19 protein-coding genes are annotated in these 23987 nt (G+C 73.8%); 13 read left to right on the top strand and 6 right to left on the bottom strand.

Annotated features, from left to right (window positions below; translation table 11 throughout):
* The first annotated feature begins 435 nt into the window (after positions 1-435).
* The 3 genes from ACFY4B_RS41685 to ACFY4B_RS41675 all read left to right on the top strand — a co-directional run bounded on the left by ACFY4B_RS41685 (position 436) and on the right by ACFY4B_RS41675 (position 5192).
* Positions 436-2232, top strand: coding sequence for a hypothetical protein (locus tag ACFY4B_RS41685; RefSeq protein ID WP_387976823.1), 1797 nt, complete (start codon positions 436-438; stop codon positions 2230-2232).
* Positions 2233-2346: 114 nt separating this feature from the next.
* The gene (locus ACFY4B_RS41680; RefSeq protein WP_387976821.1) at positions 2347-4113 is read left to right on the top strand and encodes a restriction endonuclease; all 1767 of its coding nucleotides are present in this window, start codon (positions 2347-2349) and stop codon (positions 4111-4113) included.
* 314 nt (positions 4114-4427) lie between these two features.
* Positions 4428-5192: a ZIP family metal transporter gene (locus ACFY4B_RS41675; protein WP_049651307.1), complete on the top strand. Its 765-nt coding sequence runs from the start codon at positions 4428-4430 to the stop codon at positions 5190-5192.
* A 96-nt stretch (positions 5193-5288) separates the two neighbouring features.
* Here ACFY4B_RS41675 and ACFY4B_RS41670 read toward each other — a convergent pair whose 3' ends face one another.
* Entirely contained in the window at positions 5289-6194 is a 906-nt protein-coding gene (locus ACFY4B_RS41670; protein WP_387976818.1) for a LysR family transcriptional regulator, read from the bottom strand.
* Positions 6195-6372: 178 nt separating this feature from the next.
* On the opposite strand from ACFY4B_RS41670, the gene ACFY4B_RS41665 reads away from it, so the two are divergent.
* Positions 6373-7314, top strand: a complete 942-nt coding sequence (locus ACFY4B_RS41665) for an EamA family transporter (RefSeq protein ID WP_387976834.1) — start codon at positions 6373-6375, stop codon at positions 7312-7314.
* Here the strand turns inward: ACFY4B_RS41665 and ACFY4B_RS41660 are convergent.
* On the bottom strand, positions 7229-7750 hold the full coding sequence (locus ACFY4B_RS41660) for a MarR family winged helix-turn-helix transcriptional regulator (RefSeq protein WP_049651305.1): 522 nt from the start codon (positions 7748-7750) through the stop codon (positions 7229-7231). The two genes, ACFY4B_RS41665 and ACFY4B_RS41660, sit on opposite strands and share 86 nt — an antisense overlap.
* Before the next feature lie 169 nt (positions 7751-7919).
* Between ACFY4B_RS41660 and ACFY4B_RS41655 the strand changes: the two genes are divergently transcribed.
* Positions 7920-8252 (top strand): DUF2218 domain-containing protein, encoded by a 333-nt coding sequence (locus ACFY4B_RS41655; RefSeq protein ID WP_049651304.1) that lies wholly within the window; start codon positions 7920-7922, stop codon positions 8250-8252.
* Here ACFY4B_RS41655 and ACFY4B_RS41650 read toward each other — a convergent pair.
* Positions 8225-8887 (bottom strand): phosphatase PAP2 family protein, encoded by a 663-nt coding sequence (locus ACFY4B_RS41650; RefSeq protein WP_387976815.1) that lies wholly within the window; start codon positions 8885-8887, stop codon positions 8225-8227. The two genes, ACFY4B_RS41655 and ACFY4B_RS41650, sit on opposite strands and share 28 nt — an antisense overlap.
* A 482-nt stretch (positions 8888-9369) precedes the next feature.
* A complete protein-coding gene (gene gabT, locus ACFY4B_RS41645) occupies positions 9370-10710 on the bottom strand; it encodes a 4-aminobutyrate--2-oxoglutarate transaminase (protein ID WP_049651302.1) in 1341 nt (446 codons plus the stop codon).
* A gap of 245 nt (positions 10711-10955) precedes the next feature.
* Between gabT and ACFY4B_RS41640 the strand changes: the two genes are divergently transcribed.
* The 3 genes from ACFY4B_RS41640 to ACFY4B_RS41630 all read left to right on the top strand — a co-directional run bounded on the left by ACFY4B_RS41640 (position 10956) and on the right by ACFY4B_RS41630 (position 16403).
* Positions 10956-13058: an ATP-binding protein gene (locus ACFY4B_RS41640; RefSeq protein WP_387830916.1), complete on the top strand. Its 2103-nt coding sequence runs from the start codon at positions 10956-10958 to the stop codon at positions 13056-13058.
* 153 nt (positions 13059-13211) lie between these two features.
* Positions 13212-14780, top strand: coding sequence for a PucR family transcriptional regulator (locus ACFY4B_RS41635; RefSeq protein ID WP_049651301.1), 1569 nt, complete (start codon positions 13212-13214; stop codon positions 14778-14780).
* 180 nt (positions 14781-14960) lie between these two features.
* Entirely contained in the window at positions 14961-16403 is a 1443-nt protein-coding gene (locus ACFY4B_RS41630) for an aldehyde dehydrogenase family protein (protein ID WP_049651300.1), read from the top strand.
* Positions 16404-16526: 123 nt separating this feature from the next.
* Here ACFY4B_RS41630 and ACFY4B_RS41625 read toward each other — a convergent pair whose 3' ends face one another.
* Entirely contained in the window at positions 16527-17195 is a 669-nt protein-coding gene (locus tag ACFY4B_RS41625) for an NAD(P)H-binding protein (protein WP_049651299.1), read from the bottom strand.
* A gap of 68 nt (positions 17196-17263) precedes the next feature.
* On the opposite strand from ACFY4B_RS41625, the gene dxr reads away from it, so the two are divergent.
* From dxr to ACFY4B_RS41600, 5 genes are all read left to right on the top strand, one after another.
* Positions 17264-18505 (top strand): 1-deoxy-D-xylulose-5-phosphate reductoisomerase, encoded by a 1242-nt coding sequence (gene dxr, locus ACFY4B_RS41620; protein WP_387976812.1) that lies wholly within the window; start codon positions 17264-17266, stop codon positions 18503-18505.
* Between the two features lie 69 nt (positions 18506-18574).
* Positions 18575-19879 (top strand): RIP metalloprotease, encoded by a 1305-nt coding sequence (locus tag ACFY4B_RS41615; protein WP_049651297.1) that lies wholly within the window; start codon positions 18575-18577, stop codon positions 19877-19879.
* A 143-nt stretch (positions 19880-20022) separates the two neighbouring features.
* Positions 20023-21183: a flavodoxin-dependent (E)-4-hydroxy-3-methylbut-2-enyl-diphosphate synthase gene (gene ispG, locus ACFY4B_RS41610; protein WP_049651296.1), complete on the top strand. Its 1161-nt coding sequence runs from the start codon at positions 20023-20025 to the stop codon at positions 21181-21183.
* 208 nt (positions 21184-21391) lie between these two features.
* Positions 21392-22267 (top strand): GNAT family N-acetyltransferase, encoded by an 876-nt coding sequence (locus tag ACFY4B_RS41605; RefSeq protein ID WP_049651309.1) that lies wholly within the window; start codon positions 21392-21394, stop codon positions 22265-22267.
* 78 nt (positions 22268-22345) lie between these two features.
* Positions 22346-22894 (top strand): GNAT family N-acetyltransferase, encoded by a 549-nt coding sequence (locus tag ACFY4B_RS41600; protein WP_049651295.1) that lies wholly within the window; start codon positions 22346-22348, stop codon positions 22892-22894.
* Positions 22895-22932: 38 nt separating this feature from the next.
* On the opposite strand, the gene ACFY4B_RS41595 is transcribed toward ACFY4B_RS41600, so the two are convergent.
* Positions 22933-23850: an aminoglycoside phosphotransferase family protein gene (locus ACFY4B_RS41595; protein ID WP_387976809.1), complete on the bottom strand. Its 918-nt coding sequence runs from the start codon at positions 23848-23850 to the stop codon at positions 22933-22935.
* Positions 23851-23987: the final 137 nt, after the last annotated feature.

Genomic DNA, 23987 nt, shown 5'->3' with positions numbered 1-23987 from the left:
GGCCCCGGGGGTCGGACGATCCGTCGGACGGCCCGTGACCGGCCGTTTCCCGTAGCCCAGGCCCCGCGCCACGCGGAAGACCGCTTGAGCAGATTCACCCGAACGTAGTGTCGTAGCCCGGAGTTGGAACTTCCGCTCCGGGCCGTGGCGTTTCCTGGGCAAGGCTCCGGCAGAACCGGACGAAACCATCGATGGAGGACACAGGACCCCACCCCGCACCACGGAGGTATGCGCATGACCTCGGATCGATCGACCTCGAATTCCCAGTCCGCGACGAACCCGACCTCGAACCGCCCCACGAGCCATTCGACGAACCACCCGACGAGCCGTCCGACCTCGAACCATCCGATCGCGAACCGCCCCGCCCCGAACCGTGTCCGCTCGCACGCCGCCGCAGACCTGCCCGGCCCCCGCGGCCCCGCGACGCCCTACCGGATGACGGTCACCACGGCCCTCTCACACGCCGAGGCCGTCGCCCTGGCCGACGAACAACTGGCCTGCTGGCTGAAGCAGGAGGGTTTCGAGGAGCCCCCGCCGGCCCACCGCGCGCCCGCCGAGCAGGGCACCGAGCCGGCTCCCACCGCCGAGCGCCTCCGCCTGGGCGAGCGCGTCCTGCTCGACCGCGACCAGGGTCCGCTGCGCGGCGGCCCGGATGCCGGCCGGTACGACCGCCGCCGCCTGCGCACCCCGGCCCCGCACGGCACCCAGCAGCTCACCCTCACCGTGGCCACCGGTTCCGACGGCCCCACCTGGGTCCGGCTGGAGGCCGAGACCCACAGCACCGGCAGCGGTGTGCGCACCCCGTGCCGGGTGCCGGTGCCCGAACTCGCCCGCACGCTCCTCCCGCTGCTCGACGCCACCGACGGCCCGACCGCCGTCCACTCCGGCCCCCGGGTGATCACGGCCGACGAGGTCGACGCCCTGATCGACGAGCTGTGCGACCCCGAGCGCAGGCTGCCCACCGTGGTGGCCAGCGTCCCGGTGAACCTGCCGCTCGACAGCTGGGTGCGGGACGTGGTGGCCCCGCTCTGCCAGCAGCTGCCCGGCCTCGCCACCGCCTACGTACTGGACCCCGGCGCCCGCACCGGGTTCAACGTCGCGCTGGAGTACCACACCGTCTACGGCGGGGCGGTGCGCACCTACCTGCCCGAGGTCGACCCGGCCTCCCGGCAGGACAGCGCCCGACATCCGGTACTCGCCCGGGGCCGAATAGAAGAGGACCTGCGCCGCGCCGCCGGGCTGCTCGCCCGCGAGCCGCGCCGCCTGGCCGCGGAGCAGCCGCTGCCACCGCCGCTGGCGGCCGTCCCGGTGCTGCGCGTCCCGCCGCCGCAGCTCCGCCGGGACGCGGAGCAGACCGGGGAGCAGGCCGTGGCACACGCCGCGGAGCAGGCCGTCGTGCAGGTGGCCGAGGAGACCGTCGAGCAGGTCGTCGAACGGACCTCCGGCCCGGCCGCCCCGTTCCAGGGCGTGGAGCTGGCCGCGCTCGCCCGGGAGGAGCAACAGGACCGCGCCGAGCAGCAGGCCAGGGCCGACGAGCTGGAGCGGGTCCGGCACACCCTGCGCGTGGAGCGCCGCGAACACCGGGAACGCGGCCAGGGCCGGGAGGGCCGCGACGGCCGGGACGTCCGGGAGGGCCGTCTCCGCTCCGGAGCCCGTGCCCTGACCGGGCGCCACTGCGTGGCGCCGGGCGGTGGACCGGTCGGCGGGCCGCACTCCGTGGTCCAACCCCCCGACGGCTGCGGCACGCCCGACACCTTCACCGAACTCATGGCCAGACTCGGCGAGTTCCCGCTGGTGACCTTCACCGGTGACCAGAAGGTGGCGCTCGCCCTGGACGAGCTGCAGTGCGCCGGCGCCGGCTGGGCCCGGCTCGCCTGGGACGGGCTGACGGCACTCCAGGAGTACGCCGAGGCGGCCGTGCGCGGTGCGGCCGGCGGGGACTTCAAGCAGTGGTGCGAGCGCACCCCCGAGGGCTGTCACCGCTTCCCGCCCCGCAAGGCGGTCCGCGGGGAGTCCCGGACGGTGTTCAGCCACACCAAGTGGAAGCGCGAGCGGATGCTGCCGGTCCCGGAATGCGTCGACTCCTCCCGGCGCGCGTTCATGGGCGCGCACCTGCGGATCGGCGGCGGCCGCACCGCGCCCCGGCTGCACTACCTGGACGACTGCTCCGGCAGCGGCCGGATCTACGTCGGCTACATCGGCCTGCACCTCACCAACACCCGGACCAACTGAGCGGCTTGGCTGACCGCCGCGCCCGTTCGGGGGACAATGTCCGGCAGGGGCGGGCCCACAGGTTCGCCGATCGCCCCGGGCAGGCGCCGGACGAGCATGGGGGAACGACGACCGATGCAGTACTCAGCAGACGGCCAGTCCGACGGAACCGCCACCGTCCAGTTCCCCCGGCCGGGCTTCCTCGCCTCGGTCTTCCGCGACCTCGGAGCCGAGAACGGCCAGGAGCCGGACGGCGCCGCCGCCGGCCGCCCCCGTGGCGGTGCGACCGGTGACGGCCCGTCCGGCGACGGGCCGACCGGTGACAGACCGACCGACAGCGGACCCACTGGCAACGGGCGCACCGACAACGGACCCACTGGCAACGGACCGTCCGGTGAAGGACCGTCCGAGCCCGGCCCCGGCGAGGCCGACCCGGACGAGGCCGTGGCGGCGCACGCCCGGGCCGCGACCCTGACCCACCACCGCACCCGCGCCGTCCGGGCCGAGCACGACCGGCTGGCCGACCTGCTGCGCCGCGCCGCGCTGCCCGTCTCCGCCATGGACTTCGAGAGCCAGCTGCGCCACTACCAGCCCCGCCCCTACCCGGCCGACGGCCCCGGCGGCGGCGCCGAGGAGGAGTCCGAGCCCCGCTGGCAGGACTTCGCGCCCGCCGAACCGCCCGTGGCCGACCCGGAGGGCGGCCCGTCCCGCCGGCTGCTCGACTCCGGCTACCAGCGCGAGCTGGCCCAGGCCCGGCTCACCCACCAGCGCGCCCTGCGCGAGTGGCGCACCCGCCGGGCCGAGGCCGGCAGCCCGGCCGCCGACGAGTCCCGGCGCGCCCACGAGGCGGCCGAGGAGGCCCGGGCCCGCGCCGTGCGCGAGTACAACGAGAGCCTGGAGGAGTGCCGTCGGGCCTACCGGCTGGCCGAGCCGGCCGCCGTGGAGTCGCTGCTGGAACGGGCGCTGGCCGCCGCCGAGACCGCCACCCAGGACCTGCCCGCCCCGTGCAGGGCGGTCTTCCGCCCGCTCACCCGCACCGCCGTGCTGGACCTCGACCTGCCGCCGCTCGACCTGGTGCCCTCGCTCGCCGGCTACCGGCTCGCCCCGGACGGCGACGTCCTCCCGGTGCAGCGCCCGCCCGCGGACCGGGCCACCGACTACCTGCGGCTGGTCGCCCGGCTCGCCCTGCGGGCCCTGCAGGCCGCCGATGCCGTGGACACCGACGAGATACTCGCCGGCGTCGTCCTCAACGGCTGGCTGCGCGATCCCGCCGCGGCCGAGCCGCTCTGCCTGGTCAGCGTGGACGCCGACCGCGACGCACTGGCCCGTACCCGGCTGCTGCCGCCGGGCACCCCGTACGAGGAGCGCGACGACGAGGGCGTCTACGCCGACGCCGAGCAGGACGAGGCCCTGGTACGGCTGCGCCAGCTCGGCGCCGCCGTCACCCCGGACCCGTACGACCGGGCCGGTGTCCGGCCCGCCGCCCAGGCCGGGGCCACCGTGCCGGCCGCCGCCGACCTGTCCGCCAACGAGTTCGCCCAGCTGGTGCGGGACCTGCTGACCCGCGGCGGGATCGCGCAGTGGAGCGTCCGGCTGCGCGGCCCGGCCGGGCTGGTCGCCACCGGCGAGGGCGCGCCCGGCACCTCGCTGCCCGGCCGCTGGGTGGTGTGGGCCTCCCGGGACACCGGGTCGATCGGCGCCGAGCAGATCGAGACCCTGGCCGAGGCGGTCGGGGAGGAGTCCGCCGAGCGCGGCCTGCGGCTGACCACCGGCCGGTTCACCGAGGAGGTGCTGGACCTCACCGCCGAGGAGGGCCGCCGGCACATCCACCTGATCGACGGCGACGGCGTCCGCGAACTCGCCCACACCCACCTCGGCCTGCCGCTTGCCACCGGCGGCTGACCCGCCGCCCGCTCGCCACATCAGCCCTGCTCAGCAGCCTTTGCCCACCGCCCCGTCCCGGCGGGTCGGCCCGTCGCCGGCCTCACCCGAACGGCCCATCCGTCGGGCGCCCCGGCAGGTCCGGGCCGAGGCTGGGGGAACGGCACCCCGGCCCCGGCACCCCCGGGTGATCACCGTCGAACGGGCGTCCGGTACGGTCGGCGGTCGGCCCGGCCACGGGCGGATCCCAGGGGGAGAGGAATGGGCAGAGCGCTCGGCGCACCACCCGGCGAAGGCCCCGGCGACTCGGCCGGACCTGTGAAGGAGCCGGACCGATGACCGCGGTACTGGTCGCCGCCGCGGCGTTCCTGATGACCCTGATCGGCGGTTTCGTCGCCCAGCGCACCCGCGACCGCCGCCACCTGGTGCTCGGCTTCGCCGCCGGACTGATGCTCGGCGTGGTCGCCTTCGACCTGCTGCCCGAGGCGCTCCACCAGGCGCCGGGCGAGGTGCACGGCGTGCCGCAGGCGCTGCTGCTGTTCGCGGCCGGCTTCCTCACCATCCACGTGATCGAGCGCGCCGTCGCGATCCACCGCGGCCACGAGGGCGAGTACGCCGCGCACTCCCACGGCCACCACCACGGGGACGCCCGCTCCGCCGGGCACCAGGGCGTCGGGCTGACCGCCGCACTGGCCCTGGTCGGGCACAGCGTGATGGACGGCTTCGCGATCGGCGCCGCCTTCCAGGCGGGCACCACGGTCGGCACGGTGGTGGCCATCGCCGTGGTCGCGCACGACTTCGCCGACGGCTTCAACACGTACACGATCACCCGCCTGTACGGGAACAACCGGCGGCGGGCGCTGACCCTGCTCGCCGCGGACGCGGTGGCCCCGGTGTCCGGCGCGGCGATCACCCTGGCGTTCACCATCCCGGGGCACCTGCTCGGCCTCTACCTGGGCTTCTTCTCCGGATTCCTGCTCTACCTGGCGACCTCCGACATCCTCCCCGAGGCGCACAGCCCGCACCCCTCGCGCAGCACCCTGCTCTGCACCGTGGCCGGGGTCGGCTTCATGTGGCTGGTGATCGGCTTCGCGGGCTGAGGCCCGCACCGGTCCTCACCCTGGTCCCAGCCCCGAGACCGCGACCGGTACCTGGACCGATCGGCCCGGCGGTCGGGCGACCGGCCGCCGCGGCCCTCAGCCCGGAAGCCGCCCCCAGCACTCCCGCATCGAGGCCAGCGCCTCGGTGATGGCCGGCCGCCGGGAGGCCTGGGAGCGCCAGAGCGCGAACACCCGGCGGCCCGGCTCCGGCGCCACCCGGCGGGCCGCCACCCCGGGCGGCAGCGGGCCCCGCCCGAGCCTCGGCACCAGGCCCATCCCCAGACCGGCCGCGACCAGCGCGATCTGCGTCTCGAACTCCCCGACCTGGTAGCGCACGTCCGGCTCCTCGCCGGCCTCGCGCAGGGTGCGGACCAGCCAGTCGTGGCAGATGTTGCCCGGTGGCACGCTGATCCAGCGCTGCCCGCACAGCCGCTCCACCGGCACCGGGTCGAGCGCGGCCAGGTCGTCGTCGGCGGGCAGCAGCAGGTCCACCGGGTCCGTGCCGAGGTCCATCCGGGAGACCCCCTCCTGCACCGGCAGCGGCACGGTCGGCCAGTCCTGCACCAGCGCCAGGTCCACCTCGCCCCGGGCCACCAGCTCGGCCGCCGGGTACGGGTCGCGCTCCAGCAGCCGGACGTCCAGCTCCGGGCAGCGCCGCCGCAGGTCGGCCAGCGCCCCGGGCATCAGTCCGCGGGCACCGGACGGGAACGCGGCCACCAGCAGCCGCCCGACGGCCTGGCCGCGCTGCTCCTCCAGCCGCACCTCGGCCTGCTCCACCAGCCCCAGCACGGTCTGCGCGGTGACGGCCAGCTCGCGCGCCGCGTCGGTCAGCACCACGCCGCGGCCCTGCCGCTCCAGCAGCACCGTCCGGGTCTCCCGCTCCAGCTTGGCGATCTGCTGCGAGACCGCCGAGGGCGTGAAGCCGAGTGCCGCGGCAGCCCCGCCGACCGAGCCGTACACCGCCACCGCGTGCAGCGCCCGCAGGCGCCCCAGGTCCATCATGCAGTGATACTAAAGCGTCCTCTTCAGAATTCATCGCTGGTGCTGAACGGTCCGGCGCCACCATGCTCGACCCATGACCGCGACAACCGCCGCCGCTCCGAGCGGCCGGAACAGCATGAGCAGTACGGGCAGCACAGGCAGCACGACCGGCACGGGCGGCACCGGCGGCCGGGGCGGCATGAGCCCGCGCCACATCGCCCTGGCCGTCCTGGTGGCCGCCGTCTGGGGCCTCAACTTCGTCCTGATCCACGTCGGCCTGGACAACTTCCCGCCGCTGCTCTTCTGCGCCCTGCGGTTCGCCGTCGTCGCGGTGCCGGCGGTCTTCTTCGTCGGCCCGCCCAAGGTGGCCTGGCGCTGGGTGCTGGCGGTCGGCATGGTCCTCGGGGTGGTCAAGTTCGGACTGCTCTTCCTCGGCATGCACGCCGGGATGACGGCCGGGCTCTCCTCGCTGGTGCTCCAGGGGCAGGCCGGCTTCACCGCGTTGTTCGCCGCCGTGCTGCTGCGCGAACGCCCCGGCGGGCAGCGGCTGGCGGGCCTGGCGGTCGCCTTCGCCGGCATCGCGCTGAGCGCCTGGGACCAGGGCGCCGGCGGCCCGCTCGGGGCCTTCGCCCTGGTCGTCCTGGCCGCCGTCGCCTGGGGGCTGGCCAACGTGCTGACCCGCAGGGCCGCGCCGCCGGACGCGCTGCGCTGGATGGTCTGGGTCAGCGCCGTCCCGCCGCTGCCGCTGCTGGGCCTGTCCCTGCTGGTCGAGGGCCCCGAGGCGGACCTGCGCGCCCTGCGCGACATCACCCCGGCCGGACTGGGCGCGATCGGCTACGTCGGGCTGGTCTCCACCCTGCTCGGCTTCGTCGCCTGGAGCTTCCTGCTGCGCAGCTACGACGCGACCGCCGTCGCGCCCTACTCGCTGCTGGTGCCGGTGTTCGGGATGTCCTCGGCCTGGCTGCTGCTCGGCGAACGGATCAGCCCGACGGCCGCCGCGGCCGCGCTGCTGGTGATCACCGGGATCGGGATCACCGCGCTGCGTCCCGGTACCGCTAGCGGCGTGGCGGCCCGGCTGCGAGGAAGCGGGCCTCGGCGGAGCGCAGCACCCGCAGCAGCACCTCCTCGTCGGCGGGGCTGACCTCGCCGAAGTACTCCTGGGCCACCTCGTCCCGGACCTGCCCGATCCGCTCCACCGCCGCCCGTCCGGCCTCGGTCAGCAGGATCCGCACCGCCCGCCGGTCGGCCGGGTCGGGGCTGCGCTCGACCAGGCCGGCCTCCTCCAGCGCGTCGACCACGGTGGTCGCCGAGCGCGGGGCGATGTGCAGCTTGTCGGCGAGGTCGCTCAGCCGCATCGCGTGGTCCGGCGTCTCGCAGCCGGGCACGTGGGCGAGCGTGCGCAGGGCCCGGGCCTGGCCGGGGGTGATGCCGTACGGCTCCAGCCGCCAGCCGGTCTGACGGCGGATCCGCTTGATCGCCCTGGTCATCGCGTCGGCCAGCTCGGCGGCGGTGCCCGGGGTGCCGGGCCGGGGGCCGGGGGAGGGGTCCGCCGGTTCGTCGGTCGGCGTGGTGGTCATCGGCGGTCTCCTCGGCTGGCGTCCGCCCAAGGGTAGCCGTCGGTCCGGGGCCCGTGGCGGGCGGCGGAAGGCGATCGCGGAAATATGTTGAGCTTGACTCAGTATCTGGGTTAGCGTTACTCCCAAGTGAGGGAACCCTAAGTTCCCGTCCCCGACCAATGGAGGGCCCATGCCCCGCTCCGAAGCCCGCGTCGCCACCGACCGCCCGGGCCGTTACGCCAAGCAGCTCACCGCCCACATGGGGCGCAAGATCGAGGCCGTCTACTCCGAGGAGACCGGCCGCGGCACGATGGTCTTCGGCGCCGGCACCGCCACCCTGGAGGCCCAGCCGGACGCGCTGCTGCTCACCGTCGAGGGCGAGCGCGACAAGCTGCCCGGACTGGAGGACGTCGTCGGCCGCCACCTGGTCCGCTTCGGCGCCCGCGACGAACTCGTCATCGAGTGGCACCGGGACAACGGCGAGCCCGGCCTGGTTCACCGCAACGAGGACCCCGAGGCCTGACCGCCACCGGCACCCGGCCCGGGCAGCCACCGGGCCAGCGGCCACAGCACCAGGACGGCCAGGCACCAGCTCGCCACCACGTCCAGCAGCCAGTGGAAGTCGCTCCACACCAGCCCCGCGCCCACCCCGAGCGACAGCAGCACCGCACCCGCCGCCAGCCCCCGGGCGGCGCGCGGCCCCGCCACCCGGGCCAGCAGCAGCGCCGCCACCCCGTACGAGATCGCCGCGGTCGCGGTGTGCCCGGACGGGTACCAGCCCCACTGGCCCGCCGCCAGCGGCTCCCCGAGTGGACCGGGCCGGGCGAAGGCCGACTTCGCCGGGACCACCAGCAGCGGGATCAGCGCCGAGGTCAGCGCCGCCACCGGCAGCGGCAGCCACCAGCGCCCGGCCCCGGCCCGGCGCCCCCGCCAGGCGGCCAACGCGCCGGCCAGCAGCAGCACCGGGACCGCCGGGACGCCGCCGCCCAGGTCCGACAGGAAGTGGCCGAGCCGGTCCAGCAGCGCGTCCGGGACGTCCCGGTGGGCCGTACGGACGGCCCGGCGGACCGAACGGTCCACGCCGAGCAGCGGCCCCTCCACCGCGACCTGCCAGGACACCACCACCAGCAGCACCGCCGCCGTCACCGGGACGGCCACCGGCCGGGCCACCCGGCCCAGGACGACGGACAGCCGCCCCGGAGCAGGGGGGAGAGCTCCGGGGCGGCCCTGATGATCGCCGTTCCGTGCGCCCCGGGGGGTGTGGGTCGGACGGTCGGTCGATCGGCCTTCGGTGTGCGCCGGCCCTCCCGGGCCGGGCTGGTCGTCCTCGTCCGGCACCCGCGGAACCGGCCCCGGAGGGGGCCCCGCGGACGGCCGCGCCCATGGCTGAGGCTCGCTGTCCATCTGCGATGACACTACGTCAACAGCCCTTCCGCGCCGAGCGCCTTCAGCGATTCCGCACACCATCTTCACCCTGCGCGGGGCAACCTCGGAGGCGCCCCGTCGATCATGCCCCGGCCGCCCGCGCGACGCGCCCGGACAACCGAACGGCCCGTGCGGACCAGAGGTCCCCACGGGCCGTTCAGCGCTGTCCGGACAACCCTCCGGAAGGGGGTTCACGACCTGGCGGGCGACACCGCTCAGAGAGCGGCGAACGCGCCCTCCAGGATGTCCAGGCCCTCGTTCAGCAGGTGCTCCGGCATGACCAGCGGCGGCAGGAAGCGCAGCACGTTGCCGTAGGTGCCGGCGGTCAGCACGACCAGGCCCTCCGCGTGGCACGCCTTGGCGATGGCCGCGGTGACCTCCGCGTTCGGCTCCTTGCCACCCGGCTTCACCAGCTCGACGGCGATCATCGCGCCGCGGCCGCGGACCTCGCCGATGATCTCGTACTTCTCCTGCATGGCCCGCAGGCGGCCCAGCATGATCTCGCCGATCCGCTGCGCCTTGCCGTTGAGGTCCTGCTCCTTCATGGTCTCGATGGCACCCAGCGCGGCGGCACACGCCACCGGGTTGCCGCCGTAGGTGCCACCCAGACCACCGGTCTGCGCGGCGTCCATGATCTCGGCGCGGCCGGTCAGCGCGGACAGCGGCAGACCGCCGGCGATGCCCTTGGCGGTGGTGATCAGGTCCGGGACGATGCCCTCGTCCTCGCACGCGAACCACTGGCCGGTGCGGCAGAAGCCGGTCTGGATCTCGTCCGCGACGAACACGATGCCGTTCGCCTTCGCGAACTCCACGATCGCCGGCAGGAAGCCCTTGGCCGGCTCGATGAAGCCGCCCTCGCCCTGGATCGGCTCGATGATGATCGCGGCGACGTTCTCGGCACCGATCTGCTTGTTGATGGTGTCGATCGCCTGGGCGGCGGCCTCGGCGGCGGCGTTCTCCGCACCCGTCAGCCAGCGGTACGGGTAGGCGACCGGCACCCGGTAGACCTCGGGGGCGAACGGACCGAAGCCCTGCTTGTACGGCATGTTCTTCGCCGTCAGCGCCAGCGTCAGGTTGGTGCGGCCGTGGTAGCCGTGGTCGAACACCACGATGGCCTGGCGCTTGGTGTAGGCGCGGGCGATCTTCACCGCGTTCTCGACGGCCTCGGAGCCCGAGTTGAACAGCGCGGTGCGCTTCTCGTGGTCACCCGGGGTCAGCTCGTTCAGCTGCTCGGCGACGGCCACGTAACCCTCGTACGGGGTCACCATGAAACAGGTGTGCGTGAAGCTGGCCAGCTGCTCGGTCGTCCGGGCCACCACGGCCTCGGCGCTGTTGCCGACATTGGTCACGGCGATGCCGGAACCGAAGTCGATCAGCGAGTTGCCGTCCACGTCCTCCAGCACGCCGCCGTTGGCACGGGACACGTACACCGGCAGGGTGGTGCCGACACCGGCCGCCACCGCACCCAGCTTGCGGGCGTGCAGCTCCTGCGACTTCGGACCGGGGATCGCGGTGACCAGGCGGCGCTCCTGCGGGAGCGGCGTTGCGGCGCTCATGGGGTATCTCCAGACTTCTCGGCTCGGTGCTTCGCAGGCTACGGCCGCCCTCCCCACCCCGGCACGCGCCACTCGGTAGTAGTGCGCCGTCCGACTTGTCCGGCACGGCCAGCGCGGGTGGCGCGACTACCCGCAGGCCGCGCTCCACTACCCTGAGCGCGGGCGTGTCGCCGGTACGGCGGCATGGGTATGGCGGCACCGACGGCGGTCGGGCCGGGCGGGCGGGCGAGGGAACGGGACCGTACATGGCACAGGACGGGGCACACCACCACGGCGAGCGCACCACCACCAGACCCCCGACCCCCCTGCCCCACCAACGGCCCGCGGCGGGCTCGGACGGGGCCTTCGACCTTCCGGTGTGGGTGGCGATTCCTCGGCCGGAGGCAGCTCCCGGGATTTTCCGGCAGGGCTACAAGTGGACCGATCCCACCGAGGCGGAGGAGGCGAAGGTTCCGACCGGGCAGCTGCTGTGGCGTGCCGTCCTGAACCTTGTCGCCACTGTCGCGACCTACTACATCGGTACGTTCGTGCTCGTGTGGGTGGTGGGACTCCTCGGAGGGTTCGCCGGGACGTCGCCGGAGCAGTTCAACACCGTCCAGGTCCTCATCAACCTGGTCACCATCGGTTGCGCGGCCGCGGTGTTCTGGCGTACCGGCCGGTGGCGCGAGGTCGGCCGCCGGTTCCTCACACGTTCCGGGTGGCGGAGGAACGTCGCTCCGGTCCTTGCTCGGGCGATCACCCACGAGGGGCCCGCCCCGACCAGGCCTGCTGGCGGCGCTGAGCCGTTGCCCGCCGCCGACCCGTGGTTCGCCCAGCGATCTGGCGGAGCGTCGGCAGCGGCCGAGAAACTGGACCACTCGAAGGCCGGGGACGTCGACTACGTCCGGATCCAGCGGGCGTGGGAGTCCGCCCAGGCCGATGCCGTCTTCCTCCCTGCATTCGTCGACCAGGTGCTCGCACGCGGTGCTGCGGCTTTTGCGCATCCCTCGGAGGCCCGGGACCTGGCGACCAGGAAGGCCTGGCACGACCTGCTGCTGCAACAGGTGCGGCTCGGCACGACGCAGGACGTGGTGAAGAACCCGCACGGCCACCGGTCGACCGGATTCGCCTTGGACCCGACCGTCCTGGGGACGTCGCTGCTGGCTGTCGGCCCCGCCGGAACCGGCAAGACGGCTCGACTCGCCCGTCCCGTCACGGAGGCCCTGTGCCTCCAGACATTGGCTGGGACAGCATGCGTCGTAGTGGTCGGCGCAGCGGACGCGGACCTCGGCCCGGACAACTGGTACGACGTGGTGATCGCCCCGGGCGAGCCGGGTTCGGTCTACGGGTTGGACCTCTACGGAGCGACGCAGGATCCCGACGAGGCAGCCGCCAGACTCGCGGACGCGTTGCTGCCGGACGAACTGATCGCGCGCGCGGAGAGCGCCCGGACGACCCTTCAACAGGTGGTTGGACCGTTCAGCACCGCCTACGGGCGCTACCCGGGGGTCCGGGAACTGCGGGCGCTTCTCTCCGGGGAGCCGGGCGTTATGGAACCGCTCGTCAAGGCTCTTCGGACAACGGGTCGGTTGTCGGTCTATGAGCGGGACCTCGAGTACCGGCAGCGGCATCAGGAGCGCGCCGATGACCCGGGGGTCCTTCTTGCGGACCGCTTGGCACTGCTCGACCGGCCGGCGTTCGAAGGAGCCTTCGCCACGGACGGCACAGGCCGTCTTCCCTTCGCCATGCGTGCGCTCGACCACCCTCTCCGGGTTCGGGTGAAGCTGCCCGAGCGGAGCCACCCGGAGGCGTCCCGGATCCTCTCCCGTCTCGTGGTGGGACAGTTCGTCGTGGCGGCAGCCGGCCGCGAGGACCGCTCTCTGTTCGCCGGACTTGTGGTGGACGATGCGTCCGCCGCACTGGATGCGAACACCGTTCGCGGCCTCCAGCGGATGCGGGGAGCCAATGCGGGCGCGGTGCTGCTGCTCCGCACCCTGATGGATCTGCCGGAATCGCTGAGGACCCCCTTGTTCGGGGCGGTGGGCTGTCGGATGGTCTTCCCCGGTATCGCTCCCTGGGACGGGAAGTTCTTCTCGGAGGCGTGGGGTACGCACGTCGTCCACGAGACGGAGGTCACCCACACCCCCGACACCTCCGGTGGGGTGATACGGCGGGCGGGCCGGGTCGGGCGGAAGGCGTTGTCGGGGACGACGGCGCAGACGGAGTCGGTGACGACGCGGGACGTGGAGCGGTTGCGGTGGTCGCCGTCGGATCTGGCGCACGCGTTGCCGGCGGGGCATGCGGTGGTGTCGTTGACGGCGGTGTCGGGGGAGCAGGTTCCGCCGCTGCTGGTGGACCTCAGGGGCTGAGGGCGGGCGGCGGGGGAAGTCGCCTTCGAGGTGGATTCGGCAGTGCGGGTTGTCCGGGGCGTCCATAATGAAGGGGAGAGACCCTCACCAGTCCCACGTCCCTCTCCTCGCCCGGCCGCAACGGCGCGGTCAGGTCGATCCTTCGAAGGTGCCATGCCCCCCACACTCGCCTCCGTCGTCCGCAACACGTCGCTCCATCTGACGGTCCTCGCCGGTGCGGATCACCTGGAGCGGCCGGTCCGCTGGGTGCACACCAGTGAGCTGGACGACCCGACGCCGTTCCTGGAGGGTGGTGAGCTGCTGCTCACCACCGGTATCAAGCTGGGCCGTACGGCGGCGCAGTTGCAGGCGTACGTGCACCGGCTGGCCGACGCGGGGGTGGTCGGGCTGGGGCTCGGGGTGGGGTTGTCGCACACGGAGGTGCCGCAGCCGCTGGTGGACGCGGCGGCGCAGCGCGGGCTGCCGTTGCTGCGGGTGCCGGAGCCGACGCCGTTCATCGCGATCAGCAAGGTGGTGTCGGCGGCGCTGGCCGCGGAGCAGTACGAGGCGGTGACGACCAGCTTCGAGGCGCAGGAGGAGCTGACCCGGGCGGCGCTGGGCAAGGACGGCACGACGGCGGTGGTGCGCCGGCTGGCGGCCCGGCTGGGTGGCTGGGCGGCGCTGTACGACGGGTCGGGTGCGCTGTCGGTGGTGGCGCCGGACTGGGCGGCGCGCCGGGCGGGGCGGTTGGCGGCGGAGGTGGACCGGCTGCGTCGGCGTCCGGCGCCGTCGAGTGCGGCGTTGCAGGGGCGCGCGCCGGGGATAGACACGGCGGACGAGGACTACGTGGTGGTCCAGTCGCTGGGGGCGGACCGGCGGGCCCGGGGTTTCCTGGCGGTCGGGACCGAGGACCGGATCACGCCGACCGAGCGGTACGTGCTGAACGCGGCGGTGGCGCTGCTGACCCTCACCCTGGAGCGTTCGCGGGAACTGCGGCAGGCCGAGGAGCGGATGGGCGCGGCGCTGCTGCGGATGGTGCTGGCCGGTGAGGTGGCGACGGCCCGCCAGGTGGCGGTGGGGCTGTTCGGGGGGCTGCCGGAGGGGACGATACGGGTGCTGGTGGCCGGGGCCGGTCCGGCCAACGCGGATGCCGCGGAGGCGCTCGGGGAGCTGGGCGACCGGGCCGAGCAGGCGGGTGCCCGGGTGGGCGAGAAGCTGCTGGTGGCGCGGGAGGACGGTGCGCACGGGCCGCGGCTGATGGTGCTGGCGCTGGACAACGGCGCGGTGCACCGGGCCTGTCTGGGCGCGGTGGAGGAGCACGAGGGCCTGTCGCTGGGCGTCTCGGCGCCGGCCGCGCTGGAGGAGGCGGGGACGGCGAACGCGCAGGCGGAGCGGGCGCTGGCGGTGGCGCTGCGCGGTGGCCGCCGGTCGGTGGACCACGAGGAGGTCGGCGCGGGGTCGCTGCTGCCGCTGCTCGGCGAGGACGCGGTGACGGCCTTCGCGGAGGGGCTGCTGCGGCCGTTGCGGGAGCACGACCGGACGGCCCGCGGGGATCTGGTGGCCTCGTTGCGGGCGTGGCTGTCGCGGCACGGCCAGTGGGACGCGGCGGCGGCGGACCTGGGTGTGCACCGGCACACGCTGCGCTACCGGATGCGCCGGGTCGAGGAGCTGTTGGGCCGGTCGCTGGACGACACGGACGTGCGGATGGAGCTGTGGCTGGCGCTGCGCTCCGGCGAGGAGTGAGGCGCCGGCGGGGTGTGGGGTTCCGGCGGCCCGCGGGGCGCCGGTAGGACGCGGTGGAGTGGCCCCGGGGGCGAACGCTCCTAGTCGGCCAATCCGGTCGGCGCGCCGCCGCGCCTACCCTCAAAACCGGGTCCCACGTCCGTGGGCCGTAGGACAGACGAGGAGAGGGCCGGTACCACGGTGACCACCACGTACGATTTCTGGCTCGCCGGCCGCCGGGCGAGCGGTGACGCCGACTTCGAGGTGCACAACAGCTGGGACGGCCGTCTGGTCGGCAAGGTGAGCATCCCGACCGAGGCGCAGGTCGAGGAGGCGCTGGACGCCGCCGTGGCCGCGCTGCCGGTGTTCGCCGCCACCCCGGCGCACCAGCGTGCCGCCGCCCTGGACCACGTGGCCAAGCGGCTGACCGAGCGCACCGAGGAGCTCGCCCAGCTGGTCAGCGCCGAGAACGGCAAGCCGATCAAGTGGGCCCGCGGTGAGATCGGCCGCGCGGTGTCGGTCTTCCGCTGGGCCGCCGAGGAGGCGCGCCGCACCAACGGCGAGACCATGCGGCTGGACACCGACCCGGGCGGCGTGGGCCGTTTCGCGGTGGTGCGCCGTTTCCCGCGCGGTGTGGTGCTGGGGATCGCCCCGTTCAACTTCCCGCTGAACCTGGTCGCCCACAAGGTCGCCCCGGCGATCGCGGTCGGCGCCCCGATCATCCTGAAGCCGGCTCCGTCGACCCCGCTGTCGGCGATGGTGCTGGGCGAGATCCTGGCCGAGACCGACCTGCCGGTCGGCTCCTGGTCGATCCTGACCGTGCCGAACGACCGGATGCCGGCCCTGGTGCAGGACGAGCGCCTGCCGGTGATCTCGTTCACCGGTTCGGACAAGGTCGGCTACCAGATCATGGACTCGGTGCCGCGCAAGCACTGCACCCTGGAGCTCGGCGGCAACGCCGCGGCCGTGGTGCTCGCCGACTGGTCCTCGGAGGCCGACCTGGACTGGGCGGCCACCCGGATCGCGATGTTCGCGAACTACCAGGGCGGCCAGTCCTGCATCTCGGTGCAGCGGGTGATCGCCGACGCCTCGGTGTACGACGCGCTGGCGGAGAAGGTCGTCGCCAAGGTCAGGGCGCAGGTCACCGGTGACCCGGCCGACGACGCGACCGACGTCGGCCCGCTGATCGACGAGAACGCCGCGAAGCGCGTCGAGTCCTGGGTCGAGGACGCGGTCGCCAAGGGCGCCAAGGTGCTCACCGGCGGTACCCGTGAGGGTGCGACCTACGCCCCGACCGTGCTGGCCGACCTGCCCGGTGACGCGATCCTGGCCAAGGCCGAGGTGTTCGGCCCGGTGCTGTCGCTGCACAGGGTGGACGGCGTGGACGAGGCCTTCGCGGCCGTCAACGACTCGGCGTTCGGTCTCCAGGCGGGCGTGTTCACCCACGACCTGCAGACCGCCTTCCGCGCCCACCGGGAGCTGGAGGTCGGCGGTGTGATCATCGGCGACGCGCCGTCCTACCGTGCCGACCAGATGCCGTACGGCGGCGTCAAGGACTCCGGTGTCGGCCGTGAGGGCGTCAAGTACGCGATGGACGACTACACCGTCGAGAAGGTCATGGTCCTGACCGGTCTCGACCTCTGAGACCTCTGAGACCTCTGAGATCGCCGGGGCCGCTGAGGCCCCTGGCCGACGCGGTGTCGTCGTAGGCGGGAGGGCCCGGTTCGCCGAACCGGGCCCTCTTCGCGTTCGCGCCCCGGCGCGGGCTCAGCCGTCGTGTCCGGCGGCGGCCGCGACCGCCTCCTCGACGGTGGCGTTCCCGGCGACCAGCTCCAGGGTCAGCCCGGCGGTGCCCGGTTCGCGCAGCAGGGCGGCCAGGACGGCGGCGACGTCGGCCCGGTCCACCGCGCCGCGGTCGACGGAGGGGGCGAGCCGGACCAGGCCGGTGCCGGGGCCGTCGGTGAGCCGTCCGGGGCGCAGCACCGTCCAGTCCAGCGCGGTGCGGGCCCGGACGGCGTCGTCGGCGGCGCCCTTGGCCCGCAGGTAGGTCTCGAAGACCTCGTCGGCGGGGAAGCGGGCCTCGGCGTCGGCGGCCATCGCCGAGACCATCAGGTACCGGCGGACCCCGGCGAGTTCGGCGGCGTCGGCGAGCAGCACGGCGGCGTCCCGGTCGACGGTGTTCTTGCGGGCGGCGCCGCTGCCCGGTCCGGCGCCGGCGGCGAAGACCACCGCGTCGGCGCCGGTGAGCAGTGCGGCGAGCCGGGTGGCGGTGGCGGCCTCCAGGTCGAGCAGCAGCGGCTCGGCGCCGGCGTCGACGAGGTCCTGGGCCTGTTCGGGGCGGCGGATGATCCCGGCGGGGCGTTCGCCGCGGGCGGCGAGCAGCCGTTCCAGGTGGAGCGCGATCTGTCCGTGGCCCCCGGCGATGACGGTACGCATGGTCCGACGGTAGTCCGAAGGGTCGGAAGTCGTCCTGGGGAGTGCCGCGAACAGGACACAATGGGCGCATGACTTCGCTCGCCCACCCGCAGCTGCGTTTCACGCCCACCGTGGCGGACCCCTCCGGCCCCCGGGAGCTGGTGATCCTGGGTTCCACCGGGTCGATCGGCACCCAGGCCATCGACGTGGTGCTCCGCAACCCGGACCGTTTCCGGGTGGTCGCCCTGTCGGCGGCGGGCGGTCGGGTGGAGCTGCTGGCCGAGCAGGCGGTGCGGCTGGGCGTGCACACCGTGGCGGTGGCCGATCCGGCGGCCGTTCCGGCGCTGCGCGAGGCGCTGGCCGCGAAGGCGGCGGGCGGTGCGCTGCCGACCGTGCTGGCGGGCCCGGACGCGGCGACCGAGCTGGCCGCCCTGGAGTGCCACTCGGTGCTGAACGGCATCACGGGGTCGATCGGCCTGCGGCCGACGCTGGCCGCGCTGAAGGCGGGCCGGGTGCTGGTGCTGGCCAACAAGGAGTCGCTGATCGTCGGCGGTCCGCTGGTGAAGGCGGTGGCGAGGCCGGGCCAGATCGTGCCGGTGGACTCCGAGCACGCGGCGCTGTTCCAGGCGCTGGCCGGCGGTACCCGGGCCGAGGTGCGCAAGCTGGTGGTCACGGCGAGCGGCGGCCCGTTCCGCAACCGCACCCGTGAGCAGCTGGCCGGGGTGACCCCGCAGGACGCGCTGGCGCACCCGACCTGGGCGATGGGCCCGGTCGTCACGATCAACTCGGCCACCCTGGTGAACAAGGGCCTGGAGGTGATCGAGGCGCACCTGCTGTACGACGTGCCGTTCGACCGGATCGAGGTCGTGGTCCACCCGCAGTCGGTGGTGCATTCGATGGTGGAGTTCACCGACGGTTCGACCCTGGCGCAGGCCAGCCCGCCGGACATGCGGATGCCGATCGCGCTGGGCCTGGGCTGGCCGGACCGGGTGCCGGACGCGGCCCCCGCCTGCGACTGGACCAGGGCCGCCACCTGGGAGTTCTTCCCGCTGGACGACGAGGCCTTCCCGGCGGTCGAGCTGGCCCGTGAGGTGGGCACCCTGGGCGGTACCAACCCGGCGGTGTTCAACGCGGCCAACGAGGAGTGTGTGGAGGCGTTCCTGAAGGGCCGCCTCGCTTTCACCGGAATCGTGGACACTGTTGCCAAGGTCGTGGCCGAGCACGGTCAGCGGGACGGCGCTCCGGCGGCGGGAACTTCCCTGACGGTCGAGGACGTCCTGCACGCGGAGGACTGGGCGCGCGCCCGGGCCCGCGAGCTGGCGGCCGGCTGACGGTCGACCGACGACCCCGATTGCGGTAGGACGAGACGATGAGCGGAGCGGCATGACGGAGGACCAGCGGTGGCAACGGTTTTGACGGTGGTCGGCATCCTGGTCTTCGTCATCGGGCTGCTCGTCTCGATCGCCTGGCACGAACTCGGCCACCTCTCCACGGCCAAGCTGTTCGGCATCCGGGTGCCCCAGTACATGGTCGGCTTCGGCCCGACCCTCTGGTCGCGCCGGAAGGGCGAGACCGAGTACGGCATCAAGGCGATCCCGTTCGGCGGGTACATCCGGATGATCGGGATGTTCCCGCCGGGCGAGGACGGCCGGATCACCAAGCGCAGCAGTTCGCCCTGGCGCACCATGATCGAGGACGCCCGCGAGGCCTCCTACGAGGAGCTCCAGGAGGGTGACGAGAGCCGGCTCTTCTACACCCGCAAGCCGTGGAAGCGCATGATCGTGATGTTCGCCGGGCCGTTCATGAACCTGGTCCTGGCGTTCGGGCTCTTCCTGACCGTCATGATGGGCTTCGGCGTCTCGATGACGGTGCCGACCATCGGCTCGGTCGCCCAGTGCGTGGTCAAGGCCGGCCAGCCCACCGACACCTGCCCCGCCGACGCGCCCAAGACCCCGGCCAACGAGGTGGGGCTGCGCCAGGGCGACAAGGTGCTCTCCTTCGATGGCGACCGGATCCGCGACTACGACCAGCTCCAGGCGGACATCCGGAAGTCGGCCGGCAAGCAGGTGGCGATCGTCGTGGAGCGCGGTGGCGAGCGGCTCACCTTCACGCCCACCATCGCCGTCAACGACGTGCAGAAGTACGACGGCAAGGGCGTGCCGCTGAAGGGCCAGACCGTGCAGGCCGGGTTCCTCGGGTTCACCCCGAAGAGCGAAACCGTCCAGCTCGGCTTCGGGCAGTCGGTGGACCGGATGTACGACATGGCCGAGAACGGGGTGAAGTCGCTGGCCGCCCTGCCGGGCAAGATCCCCGGGCTGTGGAACGCCGTCGTCGGCGACGCCCCGCGCGACCCGGACTCCCCGGTCGGCATGGTCGGCGCGGCCCGGGTCAGCGGCGAGGTCTTCTCGCTCGACCTGCCCGCCACCCAGCGGATCGCGTTCTTCGTGAACCTGCTGGCCGGCATCAACCTGTCGCTCTTCCTCTTCAACATGCTGCCGCTGCTCCCGCTGGACGGCGGGCACATCGCCGGCGCGGCCTGGGAGGCGGTCCGGCGCCGCTTCGCACAGCTGTTCAGGCGGCCCGACCCGGGCCCGTTCGACGTCGCCAGGCTGATGCCGGTGGCGTACGTGGTGGCCAGCATCTTCATCGGCTTCACGCTCCTGGTGATGGTCGCCGACCTGGTGAACCCGGTGAAGATCAGTTAGGGCGTTCGGGTACCACGGGTGTGCTGGGCGCCGTTGCGGTGCCGTACCGTGGAGGCCGGGTGCGCGATCGTCAGCGCGCCCGGCCTCGGCCGTGTCACGGCCGGGCGGTCGACCACACCTCAACCCCGGGGAACCCTGCGCACATGACCGCGATCTCGCTCGGTATTCCGTCCCTGCCGCTCAAGCCGCTGGCCAAGCGCCGCTACTCCCGGCAGATCATGGTCGGCAACGTGCCGGTCGGCGGCGACGCCCCGGTCTCGGTGCAGTCGATGACCACCACGGTCACCTCCGACATCAACGCCACGCTGCAGCAGATCGCCCAGCTCACCGCGTCCGGCTGCCAGATCGTCCGGGTCGCCGTGCCCACGCAGGACGACGCCGACGCGCTGCCGATCATCGCCAAGAAGTCGCAGATCCCGGTCATCGCGGACATCCACTTCCAGCCCAAGTACGTCTTCGCGGCGATCGACGCCGGCTGCGCCGCGGTGCGCGTGAACCCGGGCAACATCAAGCAGTTCGACGACAAGGTCGGCGAGATCGCCAAGGCCGCCAAGGACGCGGGCGTGCCGATCCGGATCGGCGTCAACGCCGGCTCGCTGGACAAGCGCCTGCTGGAGAAGTACGGCCGGGCCACCCCGGAGGCGCTGGTCGAGTCGGCGCTGTGGGAGTGCTCGCTGTTCGAGGAGCACGACTTCCGCGACATCAAGATCTCGGTCAAGCACAACGACCCGGTCGTGATGATCAACGCCTACCGTCAGCTCGCCGCCGCGTGCGACTACCCGCTGCACCTCGGCGTGACCGAGGCCGGGCCGGCCTTCCAGGGCACCATCAAGTCGGCGGTCGCCTTCGGCGCGCTGCTGGCCGAGGGCATCGGCGACACCATCCGGGTCTCGCTCTCCGCCCCGCCGGCCGAGGAGATCAAGGTCGGCAACCAGATCCTGGAGTCGCTCGGGCTGCGCGAGCGCGGCCTGGAGATCGTCTCCTGCCCCTCCTGCGGGCGCGCCCAGGTGGACGTCTACAAGCTCGCGGAGGAGGTCACCGCCGGGCTGGAGGGCATGGAGGTGCCGCTGCGGGTGGCCGTCATGGGCTGCGTCGTGAACGGCCCGGGCGAGGCCCGGGAGGCCGACCTCGGGGTCGCCTCCGGCAACGGCAAGGGCCAGATCTTCGTCAAGGGCGAGGTCATCAAGACCGTTCCGGAGTCGAAGATCGTCGAGACCCTGATCGAGGAGGCCCTCAAGCTCGCCGAGCAGATGCAGGCGGCGGGTGTCGAGGCGGGGGCGCCGACCGTGGTCGCCGGGGAGTGAAGGGCCGCGGGGGGAGCGGCCCCCGCGCAGCGTGATTCCGACAGCCGTAGGTTGTCCTGACCGTGCGGGAGCGTCCGCGCGGTGTTTTCCGGAAGCGGGGCCGTCCGTTCGCGGACGGCCCCGCGGCCGTAGCCGGGTGGGGCCACGGAGTAGGGTGCGGCCAGAGTCGTCTCAGTGAGGTGCTGTCCCGATGCTCGATCGCGGTGTGATGCTCCCGAGCTCCTTCCAGGCCGCCCGGGCCCTGGCCACCACCCGCGTGCTGGAGCCGCCGGACCTGCCGGAGGCCCTGGAGATCCTCCATCGCGACCCGGTGGCCAACGCCTTCGTCGCGACCAGGGTCGAGGCCGTCGGGCTGGACCCGTGGCGGCTCGGCGGGGAGATGTGGGGCTGGTACGACGGGGACGGCGTGCTGGGCGCGCTCTGCTACGCCGGGGCGAACCTGGTCCTGGTCGACGCCGGGCCGGAAGCGGTCGCGGCGTTCGCGGAACGGGCCCGCCGCCAGGGGCGGCGCTGCTCCTCGATCGTCGGGCCGGCGGCGGCCACGGCGGCCTTCTGGGCACTGCTGGAGCGCAGTTGGGGCCCGCCCCGGGACGTACGGGCGCACCAGCCGCTGATGGCGACCTCGGTGCCGTCGGCGGAGATCGCGCCGGACCCGCTGGTGCGGAGGGTGCGGCGCAACGAGGTCGAGACCCTGATGCCGGCCTGCGTGGCGATGTTCACCGAGGAGGTGGGGGTGTCGCCGCTGGCGGGGGACGGAGGGCTCCTCTACCAGGCCCGGGTGGCCGAACTCGTGTCCACCGGACGGTCGTTCGCGCGGTTCGGCGAGGACGGGCAGGTCGTCTTCAAGGCGGAGATCGGGGCGGTGACGGAGGGGGCCTGCCAGATCCAGGGGGTCTGGGTCGCTCCGGAGCACCGGGGGCGGGGGCTCTCCGAGACGGGGATGGCGGCGGTCCTGGAGGTCGCGTTGCGGGAGGTGGCGCCGGTGGTGTCGCTGTACGTCAACGACTTCAACCTGCGGGCCCGGGCCGCGTACCGGCGGGTGGGGTTCCAGGAGGTCGGGGCGTTCATGAGCGTGCTGTTCTGAGCGGCCCGTTCGGGCCGCGCGGGGCGCTGTTGGGATCTTCGGCCGCGCCGCGGGGCCGCTGGTAGTAACGTCCGGAGCATGGATCAGCTGACCGGGGTGACGATCGGGGCCATCGACCTCGCGGACTGGGCGCCGCAGGCGCTGGAGGTCCAGGCGGTGGCGTTCGGGCTGACGCCCGAGGAGGTCGCGGTACGGCTGCACATCGTGGGGCGGCACGCCCAGCAGCCGGGGGTGATCGCGCTCGGGGCGATGAGCGGGGGGCGGCTGGTCGGGTTCGGGTACGGGATGCCCAACCAGCGGGAGCACTGGTGGAGCACGGTGATCGAGCCCTACCTGGCCGCCCGCGGGTACGGGGACTGGCTGGACGGGGTCTTCGCCGTCACCGAACTGCACGTGCTGCCGGAGTTCCAGGGGCAGGGGGTCGGTTCGCGGATCATCCGGACGCTGTGCGAGGGATCGGGGCTGGAGCGGAGCATCCTCTCGGCGATCGACGCGGAGACGCCGGCACGGCGGCTCTACCGGGCGCTGGGGTACCGGGACCTGGCGCGGGCGGTGCGGTTCCCGGCGACGGACCGGCTGTACGCGGTGATGGGGGCGCCGTTGCCCCTGCGGGGGGCCGGGGGGTAACTGCCGTCGGGGCGGGGGGAGTTGGCGGGTCCGGTGGGTCAGAGGGTGTCGGCGAACTCGAGGTAGAGCTCGGCGTCCTCGCGGCGGTCCGCGGTGAGGGCGCGGAGCGCGAGGTCGACGGCGCGGAAGAGGGTCCAGCCGCGGAGGCGGTCCTGGTCGACCTCGAGGGCTTCGGAGAGCCGGCCCAGGCGGCGGCGGACGGCGGCGGGGGCGCCGGGGGAACCGAACAGGGTGTCGGCGCGGTCCAGCGCCAGCCGGGCCAGGTCGTAGGCGCGTTCGCCGGCCAGCGGGCGCGGGTCGACGGCCAGCCAGGGGGCGCGGTCGGCGGCCAGGACGTTGCCGTGGTGGAAGTCGCCGTGCAGGAGGAAGGACTCGTCGGCGGAGCCGGCCAGGCCCCGTGCGGTGTCCAGGGCCTCGGCGATCAGCGGCCGCGCCTCGGCGGCGACGGGGTGGGGGAGTTCCGCGAGACGGGCGGCGGCGTCGACCCGCTGGGAGAGCCCGGGGAACGGGTGGCCCTCGGGGAGCTCCGTCCAGAGGCGGTGCAGCAGGCTGGTGGCCTCCAGCATGGCCTTGGGCTCGGCGAGGGAGCGCAGCGGGATCCCGCCGTGGAGGCGTTCGAGCAGCAGGACGCCCTCGGCGGGGGCGGAGTCGAGCAGGAGGACGGCTCCGCGGCCGGCCCAGTGGGCCAGGGCGGTGTGCTCGTGGACGGTCTCGGGGGTGGGGAAGCCGATCTTGAGGACGGCGGGGGAGAGGTCGTCGCGGTGGACGTACGCGACGAGGCTGAGGCTGCCGCCGGGGTCGAGGACCCGTTCCAGGGTGAGGTTCCAGGCGGCGAGGTGGGCGGCGGTCCTGGCGGGGAGGGTGGCGAGCCAGGGGTGGGCGGCTTCGCCTTGGGTGGCGGTGACGCTGTGCGTCAGCCAGGTGGGGACGGTGATGGTGGGTTCGGCTCCCGACATGGGTCCATTGTGGGGGTTTGGGGTGGGGGTGTGGGCTCTCGGGAGGGTGGGGGGCCGGGGGCGGCTCCGGGGGTGGGGGGGGCGGGGGGGGGGTGTTTTTTTTTATGGGCAAACAGCAGGGGGGGGGGGGTGTGAGG

Source organism: Kitasatospora sp. NPDC001261 (assembly GCF_042896795.1).
Taxonomy (GTDB): Bacteria; Actinomycetota; Actinomycetes; order Streptomycetales; family Streptomycetaceae; genus Kitasatospora.
The sequence above is the reverse complement of the archived record's forward strand: the minus strand, read 5'-3'. Positions and strand labels throughout refer to the sequence as shown.

Excerpts from the sequence above, each read along its gene's own strand:
- ACFY4B_RS41685 (WP_387976823.1), top strand. The coding sequence starts at position 436 with ATGACGGTCACCACGGCCCTCTCACACGCCGAGGCCGTCGCCCTGGCC.
- ACFY4B_RS41680 (WP_387976821.1), top strand. The coding sequence starts at position 2,347 with ATGCAGTACTCAGCAGACGGCCAGTCCGACGGAACCGCCACCGTCCAG.
- ACFY4B_RS41675 (WP_049651307.1), top strand. The coding sequence starts at position 4,428 with ATGACCGCGGTACTGGTCGCCGCCGCGGCGTTCCTGATGACCCTGATC.
- ACFY4B_RS41670 (WP_387976818.1), bottom strand. The coding sequence starts at position 6,194 with ATGATGGACCTGGGGCGCCTGCGGGCGCTGCACGCGGTGGCGGTGTAC.
- ACFY4B_RS41665 (WP_387976834.1), top strand. The coding sequence starts at position 6,373 with ATGAGCCCGCGCCACATCGCCCTGGCCGTCCTGGTGGCCGCCGTCTGG.
- ACFY4B_RS41660 (WP_049651305.1), bottom strand. The coding sequence starts at position 7,750 with ATGACCACCACGCCGACCGACGAACCGGCGGACCCCTCCCCCGGCCCC.
- ACFY4B_RS41655 (WP_049651304.1), top strand. The coding sequence starts at position 7,920 with ATGCCCCGCTCCGAAGCCCGCGTCGCCACCGACCGCCCGGGCCGTTAC.
- gabT (WP_049651302.1), bottom strand. The coding sequence starts at position 10,710 with ATGAGCGCCGCAACGCCGCTCCCGCAGGAGCGCCGCCTGGTCACCGCG.
- ACFY4B_RS41640 (WP_387830916.1), top strand. The coding sequence starts at position 10,956 with ATGGCACAGGACGGGGCACACCACCACGGCGAGCGCACCACCACCAGA.
- ACFY4B_RS41635 (WP_049651301.1), top strand. The coding sequence starts at position 13,212 with ATGCCCCCCACACTCGCCTCCGTCGTCCGCAACACGTCGCTCCATCTG.
- ACFY4B_RS41625 (WP_049651299.1), bottom strand. The coding sequence starts at position 17,195 with ATGCGTACCGTCATCGCCGGGGGCCACGGACAGATCGCGCTCCACCTG.
- dxr (WP_387976812.1), top strand. The coding sequence starts at position 17,264 with ATGACTTCGCTCGCCCACCCGCAGCTGCGTTTCACGCCCACCGTGGCG.
- ispG (WP_049651296.1), top strand. The coding sequence starts at position 20,023 with ATGACCGCGATCTCGCTCGGTATTCCGTCCCTGCCGCTCAAGCCGCTG.
- ACFY4B_RS41605 (WP_049651309.1), top strand. The coding sequence starts at position 21,392 with ATGCTCCCGAGCTCCTTCCAGGCCGCCCGGGCCCTGGCCACCACCCGC.
- ACFY4B_RS41600 (WP_049651295.1), top strand. The coding sequence starts at position 22,346 with ATGGATCAGCTGACCGGGGTGACGATCGGGGCCATCGACCTCGCGGAC.
- ACFY4B_RS41595 (WP_387976809.1), bottom strand. The coding sequence starts at position 23,850 with ATGTCGGGAGCCGAACCCACCATCACCGTCCCCACCTGGCTGACGCAC.